This is a genomic window from Pseudomonas sp. MH10, assembly GCF_034353045.1.
Classification (GTDB): Bacteria; Pseudomonadota; Gammaproteobacteria; order Pseudomonadales; family Pseudomonadaceae; genus Aquipseudomonas.
In genome coordinates, this window is record NZ_CP133783.1 from 369,930 (window position 1) to 382,022 (window position 12,093).

Genomic DNA, 12,093 nt, shown 5'->3' on the forward strand with positions numbered 1-12,093 from the left:
TCAGATCTCTGCGTACATTCGGCCCGGATTGAAAATCCCCTTAGGGTCGAGTTGAGCTTTTAACTGGCGATGGTAATGCAACAACGGCGTGGCCAGCGGCTGGAACGGGCTGTCGATAGCCCCGTGGCTGTAGCAGATTGCATGACCCCCGTTTTCGCTGACAACGGCGCGAATGTGCTCGGCGTCGGCATCGGATTTCAACCAGCGCTGAGCGCCGCCCCAATCGATCAACTGTTCGCCGGGCACTACCAACTCACCGGTATTGTTCGGCAGCGACAGGCGCCACAGGGTTTGCCCTTCGTCAAAAAAGCTTAGGCGCTGTTCGTTTAGGTCGCTCCAATACTGGGTGTCGAGCAATTCGCCGCCGAGGCGATCATGGGCAGCGGCCACCGAACCTTCGCCACCTTCCAGTCGCAGCCTGAGCACGCGGCCGTCATGGCTGGCGGCGCTTATGGGAATCGGTTGCTGGCCCCATTCGGCGAGCCTGAGCAGGGCGTGTTCGGTGTCCATTTCCAAGGCGATGCTGATGCATTTTCGCGGCTTGGGCAGGACCTTTAGCGAGACTTCGGTCAGCAGGCCCAGGCAGCCATAACTGCCGGTCAACAGCCGTGAAAGGTCGTAGCCGGCGACGTTTTTCATCACTTCGCCGCCGAAGCGCAAGTGCTTGCCCAACCCAGTAATCACCCGGGTGCCCAGCACAAAGTCACGCACCGAGCCTGACCACGGACGGCGAGGCCCGCTAAGCCCAGCAGCGACCATGCCGCCCACCGTCGCGTCGTCGATGCCGTTTTGGCTGAAGCTCGGCGGCTCGCACGGCAGCATTTGTCCAGCCGCTTCCAGCGCGGCGTTCAGTTCGTGCAGCGGTGTACCGGCGCGGGCGGTGATCACCAATTCAGTCGGGTCGTAGGTCACGATGCCGCGATGGGCGCGGGTGTCAAGGATTTCTCCGAACACTTCGCGACCCAAGAATGATTTGCTATTGCCGCCCTGAATCCGCAGCGGTGTGCCGTTTTGATAGGCCTGATTGACTTGTTCCAGCAGCGTGGCGCTGGCGTCGACATCGGACTTAGCGTGATCTTTATGAGCGAGCATTAAAAACGCTCCAGTTCGGGGAAGGGCAACTGACCCAAATGCACGTGCATGGCGCCGAATTCAGCGCAGCGGTGCAGGGTCGGTATGTTCTTGCCGGGGTTGAGCAGGCCGCTAGGGTCAAACGCTGCTTTCACTGCATGGAATAAGGTCAATTCGTCACTGTTGAACTGTGCGCACATCTGGTTGATTTTTTCGCGGCCAACCCCGTGCTCGCCGGTGATGCTGCCGCCAACTTTGACGCACAGCTCAAGAATTTTGCCGCCCAACGCTTCGGCGCGGTCCAGCTCACCGGGTTGGTTGGCATCGAACAGAATCAACGGGTGCATATTGCCGTCGCCCGCGTGGAATACGTTGGCCACTCGCAGCCCATATTCTTCGGACAGCGCTGTGATGCCTCTGAGCACGCCGGGCAATGCACGGCGCGGAATCGTGCCGTCCATGCAGTAATAATCCGGCGACAAACGCCCGACTGCCGGGAACGCATTTTTGCGTCCCGCCCAAAACCGCACGCGTTCGGCTTCATCACGGGCCAGGCGCACTTCGGTGGCACCAGCGTTTTCCAAGACGCGGCGAACCCGCTCGCAATCGTCATGGACATCGGCTTCAACGCCGTCCAGTTCGCACAGCAGAATGGCTTCGGCGTCCACCGGGTAGCCGGCGTGAATAAAGTCTTCAGCCGCGCGGATCGCCAGGTTGTCCATCATCTCCAGGCCGCCGGGGATAATGCCTTCGGCGATAATATCGCCCACCGCACGGCCGGCTTTTTCCACCGAATCAAACGCGGCCAGCAGCACCCGGGCAACTTGCGGTTTGGGCAGTAACTTAACCGTGACTTCGGTGATGATGCCGAGCATGCCTTCGGAACCGGTGAACAGCGCCAGCAGGTCAAAACCCGGCGAGTCCAAGGCTTCTGAGCCCAGGGTCAGGCGCTCACCTTCCACCGTAAGGATTTCAACCTTGAGCAGGTTATGTACGGTCAGGCCGTATTTCAGGCAATGCACGCCCCCGGCGTTCTCGGCGACGTTGCCGCCGATGGAGCAGGCGATCTGCGAGGACGGGTCTGGCGCGTAATAAAGGTCAAACGGCGCCGCCGCCTGGGAGATCGCCAGGTTGCGCACGCCGGGCTGGACACGGGCGAAGCGCGCAGCCGGGTTGATTTCCAGAATTTGGTTGAAGCGCGCCATCACCAGCAACACGCCTTTTTCCAACGGCAACGCGCCCCCGGACAAACCAGTGCCAGCGCCACGGGCCACAACAGGGACCTGGCGTTCGTGGCACAGCTTGAGCAGGGTTTGGACTTGCTCGATGCGCTGGGGCAAGACCACCAGCATCGGCAGGGTGCGATAGGCAGACAAACCGTCGCATTCGTAGGGTTTGAGTTCTTCCTCGCGATGGAGGATATCGAGGTCGGGCAGTTGCTCACGCAACGCCAGGTACAGACCGGCCTTATCAGAAGGGGGCAATACGCCGTCGACGCGTTCGTCGTAAAGGATGTTCATGGTGGGCTGACAACCCTGCGTTGTTTTTTTATTGGAGATCGTATAGCTGATCCACTGACTTGCATCATTGGCTGTCAGCGCAGTACTGTCCATGACTTACGGGAGTGGTCGAACCAGTTTTTTTCACTCGATAATCATTGTTAATTTAAAAAATTGTTTTATTTCATGCAGTTAAATCTATTAACCGAATAAGGCGTTGTGATGTTTATGACTGGTCATACCAGTGGAGAGCCAGCATGAATACGTCCTCTGTGCCCCGTGCACCGCAGGTGGCCGATGTTGTGTGTGAGCGTATCGAACGCTTGATCGTCGACGGCGTGTTGAAAACCGGGCAGATTCTTCCTTCCGAACGGCGTCTGACGGAGAAACTCGGTGTGTCCCGAACGGCGCTGCGTGAAGGCCTGAAGTTGCTCCGCGCGCGGGGGATTATTGACACCGAGCAGGGTAAAGGTTCGTTCGTCGCGCAGTTGTCGGGCCATACCGCCACCTCACCGCTGATGCACCTGTTCGGTTCGCAGCCGCGCACGCTGTACGACTTGTTTGAAGTGCGCAGCCTACTGGAAGGGGAGTCCGCACGCTTGGCGGCCTTGCGCGGCACCGATGCTGATTTTGTGCTGATCACCCGCAGCTACGAAGCGCTGATCGCCGCCCACGGCCAACCGCTGGAAGCGTCGGGGCATGCGCGACTGGATCACGCGTTTCACCTGGCGATTTGTGAAGCGTCACACAACCCGGTGCTGGTACAGACCCTGCGTTCGCTGACCGACCTGCTGCTGAATACGGTATTCGCATCGGTCAACAACCTCTATCACCGCGAACCGCAGAAACGCCAAATCGACCGCCAGCATGCGCGGCTGTACAACGCGGTCACTGGACGGCTGCCAGAGCAAGCGCGCAAGGCGGCGATTGCGCACATCCAAAGCATCAGCGAAAACCTAAAGGAAATCGAGAACGAAGAGGACCGGTTGGTACGCTCGACGCTACGGCTGGAAGGCTGGACGTGATCGGCGCTTCTAGAATAGTCGGCGTTCTTCAACTTGACATTCCCACTCCCTCTCCCGCAACTTACGCAATGCGTAATTAAATTACGAACATAAAAAACGCGCAACGAAGCAGGCAGCCCCGTGGACTTATTTACCTACTACCGCTCAACCTCCAGCTATCGGGTGCGAATCGCGTTGGCATTGAAGGGCCTGACGTACCGCTCGATTCCGGTGAACCTAATCCGCGACGGCGGTGAGCAGTTGACGCCGGATTACCTCGCCATTGACCCCCAGGGCCGAGTGCCAGCGTTGCGGCTGGACAGCGGCGACGTGATCATTCAGTCATCAGCCATCATTGAATACCTCGAAGAGTGCTATCCGCAGCCGGCCTTGTTGCCAGCAGACTTGATCCAGCGCGCGCAACAACGAGCCGTTTCGGCCCTGATCGGCTGTGATATCCATCCGCTTCACAATGTCTCGGTGCTGAAGCGTTTGCGCGAGCTGGGCAGTCCTGAGCCGGAGGTTATTGCCTGGATCGACCATTGGATTACCGAGGGTTTCAATGCCGTCGAAGCCCTTATCGGTGACGAAGGATTTTGCTTCGGTGAGCCGGGCCTGGCCGACGTGTTTCTGCTGCCGCAGCTGTATGCAGCTCGGCGTTTCAACGTCGACTTGACCGGCTATCCGAAGATCCGCCGAGTCGAGCACTTGGCGTTGCAACATACTGCTTTCCAGTCCGCGCACCCCGATGCGCAATCCGACAAGCCAGAGTGATCCCTTCAGCATGAGAATCCTGGGCTTACAGCTGATCTTCGGCGATTTCCTTGCCCGCAGCGTGCGTGGCATCCCTTGTGCGCCACCGTTGTAGAGAACGGCCTGTTTACGTCTTTCATTCTCTACTGCAAGGAGCCATGTCATGGCTGATTCCCGCACCGATGTTCACGCTGATGTTTACGAGAACCCAATGGGCCTGATGGGCTTTGAGTTCATCGAATTTGCTTCGCCGATTCCCAACGTCCTGGAGCCCGTGTTCCAGATCATGGGCTTCACCAAGGTCGCCAATCACCGCTCCAAAAACGTGTCGCTCTACCGTCAGGGCGAGATCAACATAATCCTCAACAACGAGCCCCACAGCGTCGCGTCGTACTTTGCGGCCGAGCATGGCCCGTCGGTGTGTGGCATGGCGTTTCGGGTCAAGGATGCGCAACTGGCCTACAACCGTGCGCTGGAACTGGGCGCCCAACCGGTGGAAATCGCCACCGGGCCAATGGAACTGAGACTGCCCGCGATCAAGGGCATTGGCGGCGCGCCGTTGTACTTGATCGACCGCTTTGGCGAAGGCACTTCGATTTACGACATCGACTTCAATTTCATTGAAGGCGTGGAACGGCACCCGATCGGTGCCGGATTGAAATTCATCGACCACCTGACGCACAACGTCTATCGCGGGCGCATGGCCTATTGGGCGAACTTCTACGAGAAGCTGTTTAACTTCCGCGAGCTGCGTTATTTCGACATTAAAGGCGAGTACACCGGCCTGACCTCAAAAGCCATGAGCGCGCCGGATGGCATGATCCGTATTCCGTTGAACGAAGAGTCGTCGAAGGGCGCCGGTCAAATCGAAGAGTTTCTGATGCAGTTCAACGGCGAAGGTATTCAGCACGTCGCGTTCTTCACCGACGACCTGATCAAAACTTGGGACGCGCTGAAAACCATGGGTATGCGCTTCATGACCGCGCCGCCGGCCACCTATTACGAGATGCTCGAAGGGCGTTTACCGAATCACGGCGAGCCGCAGGACGAACTGCAAGCCCGAGGGATACTGCTGGACGGCTCGTCAGACGGCAGTGAGCGCCGATTGCTGTTGCAGATATTCTCGGAAACCCTCATGGGGCCGGTGTTTTTCGAATTCATCCAGCGCAAGGGCGATGATGGTTTCGGCGAAGGCAACTTCAAGGCGTTGTTTGAATCCATTGAGCGCGATCAGGTGCGGCGTGGGGTGTTGACGGCTGATTGAGCCTGCTAAAAAACCTGTAGGAGCCACCGTGTTGGCGAAGCGTTCTTCAAACCTCGCCAACAAGTTGGCTCTACAGATTTAAACGCTGAAAACTGCCGCCCATTCTCAGGCTTATATCCTGGGCGGTTTTCAGCAGTTTCTGCGCGGCCTGATCTTGTGCCTCGCCGTTGAACCCCGACGCCGATCCCACCACCGTTACCACCCCCGCCAGCCTATTGCCCATGGCGAAAACTGGTGACGACACGGCATTCACCCCCGCCATCAACATTCCGTGAATCTGATGCACCCCAGTGCTGCGGATGTCCTTGAGGTGTTTCTCAACGTCTTTCAATTGCCGGGCGTTCAGTTGGGCTGACTCCAGCTCACGCAACGCCGCTGTTTCATTGGCCGGTAGAAAACTGTTGAACACCAACCCGGTGGAAGAGCTGAGCAGTGGCAGCACCGAGCCGATCTGCGTCACCAGCGTCACCGCACCGATGGATTGTTCGACGTAGACCACGGTCGGTCCTTTATTGCCCCACACCGCGAGAAAACAGGTCTCGTTAAGGTCGTCACGCAGCGCAGACAGGTGCGGCGCAGCGGTTTTCAAGACGTCCAGTTGTCCGAGGGCCGCAAGCCCCACCAGTAAGGCTTCACGCCCCAAGCCATAGTGATTGGTGACGACGTTTTGTTCGGCGAAACCACTGGCGACCAACGCTTGCAGGTAGCGGTGAACCTTGCTGGCCGGCATGCCCACATGCTCAGCCAATTTCGACAACGAGGTCGCCGGCGCCAGCTCAGCCAGTGCTTTGAGAATGCCAACCCCGACTTCAGCCGCCTGGACTTTTTGCTGACGTGCGCCTGCTGGGCTTTCGATTTCCGCTGTCATGAACAAGTGTGCGCCGGTCTGGGAAGGCTGCTTTATAGCTTGACCTCGTCACAAACTCAAATTACGTTATGCGTAATCAGATTACGAAATGCCTGTAGGAGCCAACGTGTTGGCGAGGCTGCTTACGGGTTGCTCTGCATCGGGCGCTTCGCCAACACGTTGGCTCCTACAGAATTCAAACAGAGGTCGAGATGTTCACAGCCCACTCTATTGATTCCTTGGCCTACCAAAGTGGCTTCGGTAACGAGTTCAGCAGCGAAGCCGTGCCGGGTGCGTTGCCCCTTGGGCAGAACTCGCCGCAGCAACATTCCCATGGCCTGTACACCGAGCAATTTTCTGGTACGGCGTTCACCGTGCCGCGTGCCGAGGCCCGTCGCACTTGGTTGTACCGAATAAAGCCGTCGGCGGCGCACCCTCGTTTCGAGCGGTTGTCGCGGCAGATCGTGGGGCAAGAGATTGGCCCGATTACCCCCAACCGGTTGCGCTGGGATGCGTTCGATATTCCATCAACGCCCACTGATTTCCTCGACGGCTTAATCAACCTTGCCAGCACGGCCGCTGCGGATCAGGCGGAGGGCGTCAGTGTGTACGTCTACTGCGCCAACCGCTCGATGGACCGGGCATTTTTCAACGCCGACGGTGAGTGGCTGATCGTCCCTCAATCGGGCCGTTTACGCGTGATCACTGAGTTAGGCGTGTTGGACATCGAGCCGCAAGAAATCCTCGTGCTACCACGTGGGCTGAAATTCAGCGTTCAATTGCTGGACGCCAGCGCCCGCGGTTATGTCTGCGAGAACCATGGCTGCGCCTTGCGCCTGCCGGATTTGGGGCCGATTGGCAGTAACGGGTTGGCCAACCCTCGGGATTTTTTGACGCCAGTCGCTTACTTCGAAGACCGGGATGAGCCGGTGCAGTTGGTACAGAAATTTCTCGGTGAACTGTGGTCCACACGGCTTGATCACTCGCCATTCGATGTGGTGGCGTGGCACGGCAATAACGTGCCGTATAAATACGATTTGCGTCGTTTCAATACCGTGGGTTCAGTGAGTTTCGACCACCCGGACCCGTCGATTTTTACCGTGTTGACCGCGCCTGGTGCGGTTCAAGGCCAGGCCAATGTCGACTTCGTGATTTTTCCGCCGCGTTGGATGGTAGCCGAAAAGACCTTCCGGCCACCGTGGTTTCATCGCAATGTGATGAACGAGTTCATGGGGTTGATCGACGGTGCTTACGATGCCAAGGCCGAGGGCTTCGTGCCCGGTGGCGTGTCGTTGCACACTTGCATGAGCGCTCATGGGCCGGACAATGCCACGGCAGAAAAAGCCATCGCCGCCGAGTTGAAACCGCAGAAAATCGACAACACCATGGCGTTCATGTTTGAGACCGGCAAAGTGCTGCGCCCCAGCCGCCATGCCCTCGACTGCCCACAACTGCAAACTGATTACGATGCCTGCTGGTCAGGCATGGCCAAAACCTTTGATTCGGGAACCCAAGCATGACGCCTTCATTGAATACCCTTAGCTGGGTCACCAGCGCCAACGGTCACAGCGATTTCCCGTTGCACAACTTGCCGCTGGGTGTGTTCAGCCGAAACGGGTTAACCAAGCGCGGCGGCGTGGCCATCGGCGAGATGATTTTCGACCTGCGGGCGGCGCTGGAGGCGGGGTTTTTCAACGGTGCTGCGCGTGACGCTGCCGAAGCGGCCGGTCGTGATCAGTTGAATGACTTCTTCGCCTTGGGCTCGCCTGCTCGGCGGGCGTTGCGCACTGAGCTGTTGCACTTGCTGGATCATGCGAGCCCGCAGCTTTCACGTTTGCAGCCCTTAGCTGAAACCCTGCTGCACCCCATGGCCGACTGCGTGATGCATGTGCCAGCGCGCATCGGTGATTACACCGATTTTTACGTCGGGATCCATCATGCGATGAACGTCGGCAAGCTGTTTCGCCCGGATAACCCGTTGCTGCCCAACTACAAATATGTGCCCATCGGCTACCACGGTCGTGCCTCGACCATTTGTATTTCCGACACGCCGGTCAAACGTCCTAACGGCCAGACCTTGGCCCCCGGCGCTACGGTTCCCGAGTTTGGTCCGACTAAACGCCTGGATTACGAACTGGAAATGGGCGTGTGGATCGGTCCGGGTAACGCCATGGGCGAGGCGATTGCCATCGGCGACGCGGCCGAACACATTGCCGGTTTTTGTCTGCTCAATGATTGGTCCGCGCGGGATTTACAGGCGTGGGAATACCAGCCATTGGGGCCGTTCTTGTCCAAGAGCTTTGCCACCAGCATTTCCGCCTGGGTCGTGACGGCCGAAGCCTTGGCGCCGTTTCGCATGGCGCAACCGTTACGGCCAGCGGGCGACCCGCAACCCTTGCCGTATCTGTTCGATGCCGGCGATCAACAAGGCGGTGCGTTGGATATAGAACTGGAAGTGCTGCTGCTCACGCAGAAGATGAAAGGGCAGGGTATGGCGCCGCAGCGTCTGGCCTTGAGCAACACGCAAAACATGTACTGGACCGTCGCGCAAATGGTCGCCCACCACAGCGTCAATGGCTGCAAATTACAGCCGGGAGATTTGTTGGGTACCGGGACCTTGTCCGGACCGCACACGGGGCAATTTGGTAGCTTGTTGGAAATCAGTGACGGCGGAAAAACTGCGCTGACACTGCCCAATGGCGAATCGCGACGCTTCCTGGAAACCGGTGACGAAGTGATCTTTCGCGCTCGTTGTAAGCGTGAAGGCTATGCCTCGATTGGGTTTGGCGAGTGCAGAGGTGTCGTGCTTGGCGCTTGATTTTGGTGCCGTTCGAAACCGTTTTCGCAGGCAAGCCTGCTCCCACAGAGAAAGTGTTCCAAACAAAAACCGTCGGCAACCAGTAATCCTGTGGGAGCAGGCAAGCTTGCTCCCACAGAGAAAGTGTTCCAAACAAAAACCGTCGGCAACCAGTAATCCTGTGGGAGCAGGCAAGCCTGCTCCCGCAGAGAAAGTGTTCCAAACAAAAACCGTCGGCAACCAGTAATCCTGTGGGAGCAGGCTTGCCTGCGAAGGGGCCGAGCAGGTAGATCAAAATTCGCGGTTAAACCCATCCTTCAACGACCCGCTGCGCGGCAAAAAGCGCCCATGCCGATTGCCTTGGACTTGCCCGTCGGCATAGCTCAATTGCCCGTTGACCCACACGCCGTCAATGCCCTCGGCGGCGCGTTGTGGGTCGTTGAAGTCGGCGACGTCACGGATGCGCGCTGGGTCAAACAGCGTCAGATCCGCCCAGTACCCTTCGCGAATTTCCCCGCGTTCATGCAAACCAAAACGCGCCGCTGAAAGCCCGGTCATTTTGTGCACGGCGGTGTGCAACGGGAACAGGCCAAGGTCGCGGCTAAAGTGCCCCAACACCCTTGGAAACGCACCCCACAAACGCGGATGCGGAAACGGGTCTTCCGGCAAACCGTCAGAGCCGATCATCGATAACGGATGTGCCAGAATCCGCTGCACGTCGCTTTCGTCCATGCCGTAATACACCGCGCCCGCAGGCTGCAATGCGCGTGCGGTGTCCAACAATGACAGCCCCCACTCAGCGGCGATGTCGATCAAGTCCCGACCGCCCTGTTCCGGGTGCGGCGTTGACCAGGTAATTGTAATGCGGAACGCGTCGGTGACCTGCTTGAGGTCAAGTGTCGAGGAACTGGCGGCATACGGGTAACAATCGCAGCCCACCGGATGGGTGTGCGCAGCGCTTTCCAACGCCGCGAGCAGTTGCGGACTGCGGCCCCAATTGCCGGCGCCAGCGCATTTCAGGTGGGAGATCACCACCGGTGCTTGGGCGTGACGCGCAATGCGGAACGCTTCGTCCATCGCCTCCAACACCGGCTCGAATTCACTGCGTAAATGGGTGGTATACAGCGCACCAAACGCCGTCAGTTCTTCGGCCAGTTGCAGCACTTCGTCGGTGTTCGCTGAAAACGCCGAGGCGTAGGCCAATCCAGTAGAAAGCCCCAACGCACCGGCCTCAAGGCTTTCGCGCAACTGGATACGCATGGCAGCGATTTGCGCCGGGGTCGCGGTGCGGTGCAGATCATCCAGATGGTTGCTGCGCAAGGCGGTATGACCGATCAGCGCCGCGACGTTAACGGCGGGGCGGGCGGCGTCTACTGCCGCGCGGTAATCGCTGAAGCGCGGGTAAACAAACGCAGCGGCAGTGCCCAGCAGGTTCATCGGGTCCGGTGGCTCGGCCAACAAGCTCACGGGCGAAGCACTGATTCCGCAGTTGCCGACGATCACCGTGGTTACGCCCTGGCTGATTTTCGGCAGCATTTCGGGTGTGCGAATGACCACGGTGTCGTCGTGGGTGTGGACGTCGATAAAACCTGGCGCCAACACCCGGCCCTTGGCATCGACTTCTTCGCTGGCCGACACGTCATCAAGCTTGCCGATCCGTTGGATTCGACCTTGATGGACAGCCACATCAGCGGGGTAGGCCGGGCGGTTGCTGCCGTCGATGATCAGGGCGTTGCGGATCAATAAGTCATAGAGCATGTCAGTCTCTCTGTGGTCGAAAACCGTTCACGATACGCCTGCGGTGTCACCGCGATGGCCCTTAAAAAGCTGCGGCGCAAGGTTTCTTCCGTGCCAAAACCACAGCGGCTTGCGACGCGCTTGATGGGCACAGTGGTGTCACCCAACAGCCGTCGTGCGGCTTCCACGCGAAGGTGTTCAATAGCCCGTGCTGGGGTGCTTGCGGTTTCAGCGCGGTAGTGACGGACGAAACTGCGCTCACTCATGCCGACCCGCTCGGCAAGCACGGCAACCGATAAATCCACGCTGAGGTTGTCAGCGATCCAGGCATGCAGTTCGGCGAAGCGCCCGGCGCTTTTCTGTAAAGCGAGGGTCGCGCTGAACTGTGATTGCCCACCGGAACGTTTGAGGAATACCACCAAATGGCGAGCGATCGCCAATGCCAGTTCATGGCCCAGGTCCTCTTCCACCAGCGCCAACGCCAGATCGATACCTGCCGTCACCCCTGCTGAGGTCCAGACCGCGCCGTCGTTGATGAAAATAGGATCGGGCTCTACCCGCAGCGTTGGATAGCGCAGTGCCAGTTCCTCGCAACGGCTCCAATGCGTCACCACCCGCCGTCCATCCAGCATTCCGCCCGCCGCCAGCAAAAACGCGCCGCTGCACACCGACGCCAGTCGCCTTGCCGTTGTCGCTTGCCCACGTAACCAGCTCAGCAACTCAACGTTTTCAGCCGCCGCATTAACGCCCCGACCGCCCGCAATGATCAATGTATCGGAGGGGTCGTCAGCACCGGGTAACGGCGCGGTCAGCAATCCCAAGCCTGCCGATGAAACCACCGAATTCGGTTCGACGGCGATCACCTGAGGCGCGTAAACCACCCCACGGCCTTGCTTGCGCATTAAATCGTTGGCCGTGGCAAATACTTGCAGCGGGCCGGAAACGTCCAGCAATTGCACGTCGGGAAAGGCCAATAGATGCACGGTTTTAAGTGGGGTGGTCATGGGCCGGCTCTGCGCTTGCGAAGCAATTTGGCGGAAAATGTGGGGTATCTGGCGTATCTGCCAAAGGCTAGCGGACTATATTGATTTCGTCCATCGCCCACACCACGGCGTACTCAG

At 58.7% G+C, this 12,093-nt stretch carries 10 protein-coding genes; 5 read left to right on the forward strand and 5 right to left on the reverse strand.

Annotation, left to right across the window (positions count from 1 at the left end; translation table 11 throughout):
• Both glcE and glcD read right to left on the reverse strand, forming a co-directional pair.
• On the reverse strand, window positions 1–1,092 hold the full coding sequence (gene glcE / locus RHM59_RS01670) for a glycolate oxidase subunit GlcE (protein WP_322164991.1): 1,092 nt from the start codon (window positions 1,090–1,092) through the stop codon (window positions 1–3).
• On the reverse strand, window positions 1,092–2,591 hold the full coding sequence (gene glcD, locus RHM59_RS01675; RefSeq protein WP_322164990.1) for a glycolate oxidase subunit GlcD: 1,500 nt from the start codon (window positions 2,589–2,591) through the stop codon (window positions 1,092–1,094). The genes glcE and glcD overlap by 1 nt, the downstream gene beginning before the upstream one ends.
• A gap of 236 nt (window positions 2,592–2,827) precedes the next feature.
• On the opposite strand from glcD, the gene glcC reads away from it, so the two are divergent.
• The 3 genes from glcC (at window position 2,828) to hppD (ending at window position 5,591) form a co-directional block, all read left to right on the forward strand.
• Window positions 2,828–3,595 carry a transcriptional regulator GlcC gene (glcC, locus tag RHM59_RS01680; RefSeq protein WP_322164989.1) on the forward strand — a complete coding sequence of 256 codons (768 nt, stop codon included), beginning with the start codon at window positions 2,828–2,830 and terminating at the stop codon, window positions 3,593–3,595.
• Window positions 3,596–3,715: 120 nt separating this feature from the next.
• Window positions 3,716–4,348 carry a maleylacetoacetate isomerase gene (gene maiA / locus RHM59_RS01685; protein ID WP_322285798.1) on the forward strand — a complete coding sequence of 211 codons (633 nt, stop codon included), beginning with the start codon at window positions 3,716–3,718 and terminating at the stop codon, window positions 4,346–4,348.
• A gap of 142 nt (window positions 4,349–4,490) precedes the next feature.
• Window positions 4,491–5,591 (forward strand): 4-hydroxyphenylpyruvate dioxygenase, encoded by a 1,101-nt coding sequence (gene hppD / locus RHM59_RS01690; protein WP_322164987.1) that lies wholly within the window; start codon window positions 4,491–4,493, stop codon window positions 5,589–5,591.
• Between the two features lie 70 nt (window positions 5,592–5,661).
• On the opposite strand, the gene RHM59_RS01695 is transcribed toward hppD, so the two are convergent.
• Window positions 5,662–6,459, reverse strand: a complete 798-nt coding sequence (locus RHM59_RS01695) for an IclR family transcriptional regulator (RefSeq protein ID WP_322164986.1) — start codon at window positions 6,457–6,459, stop codon at window positions 5,662–5,664.
• 191 nt (window positions 6,460–6,650) lie between these two features.
• On the opposite strand from RHM59_RS01695, the gene hmgA reads away from it, so the two are divergent.
• Together hmgA and fahA are read left to right on the forward strand one after the other, a co-directional pair.
• Window positions 6,651–7,958, forward strand: coding sequence for a homogentisate 1,2-dioxygenase (gene hmgA / locus RHM59_RS01700; protein ID WP_322285799.1), 1,308 nt, complete (start codon window positions 6,651–6,653; stop codon window positions 7,956–7,958).
• Complete coding sequence (gene fahA / locus RHM59_RS01705; protein ID WP_322285800.1) at window positions 7,955–9,256, forward strand: fumarylacetoacetase; 1,302 nt, start codon at window positions 7,955–7,957, stop codon at window positions 9,254–9,256. The genes hmgA and fahA overlap by 4 nt, the downstream gene beginning before the upstream one ends.
• A gap of 270 nt (window positions 9,257–9,526) precedes the next feature.
• Here fahA and RHM59_RS01710 read toward each other — a convergent pair whose 3' ends face one another.
• Both RHM59_RS01710 and RHM59_RS01715 read right to left on the reverse strand, forming a co-directional pair.
• Window positions 9,527–10,993: a D-aminoacylase gene (locus RHM59_RS01710; protein WP_322285801.1), complete on the reverse strand. Its 1,467-nt coding sequence runs from the start codon at window positions 10,991–10,993 to the stop codon at window positions 9,527–9,529.
• The gene (locus tag RHM59_RS01715) at window positions 10,975–11,976 is read right to left on the reverse strand and encodes a GlxA family transcriptional regulator (protein ID WP_322285802.1); all 1,002 of its coding nucleotides are present in this window, start codon (window positions 11,974–11,976) and stop codon (window positions 10,975–10,977) included. The genes RHM59_RS01710 and RHM59_RS01715 overlap by 19 nt, the downstream gene beginning before the upstream one ends.
• Window positions 11,977–12,093 lie beyond the last annotated feature (117 nt).

Bases quoted from the DNA above. Each gene is read 5' to 3' on its own strand.
- fahA (WP_322285800.1), top strand. From the start codon at position 7,955: ATGACGCCTTCATTGAATACCCTTAGCTGGGTCACCAGCGCCAACGGT.
- glcD (WP_322164990.1), bottom strand. From the start codon at position 2,591: ATGAACATCCTTTACGACGAACGCGTCGACGGCGTATTGCCCCCTTCT.
- glcC (WP_322164989.1), top strand. From the start codon at position 2,828: ATGAATACGTCCTCTGTGCCCCGTGCACCGCAGGTGGCCGATGTTGTG.
- hppD (WP_322164987.1), top strand. From the start codon at position 4,491: ATGGCTGATTCCCGCACCGATGTTCACGCTGATGTTTACGAGAACCCA.
- RHM59_RS01710 (WP_322285801.1), bottom strand. From the start codon at position 10,993: ATGCTCTATGACTTATTGATCCGCAACGCCCTGATCATCGACGGCAGC.
- RHM59_RS01695 (WP_322164986.1), bottom strand. From the start codon at position 6,459: ATGACAGCGGAAATCGAAAGCCCAGCAGGCGCACGTCAGCAAAAAGTC.
- hmgA (WP_322285799.1), top strand. From the start codon at position 6,651: ATGTTCACAGCCCACTCTATTGATTCCTTGGCCTACCAAAGTGGCTTC.
- RHM59_RS01715 (WP_322285802.1), bottom strand. From the start codon at position 11,976: ATGACCACCCCACTTAAAACCGTGCATCTATTGGCCTTTCCCGACGTG.
- glcE (WP_322164991.1), bottom strand. From the start codon at position 1,092: ATGCTCGCTCATAAAGATCACGCTAAGTCCGATGTCGACGCCAGCGCC.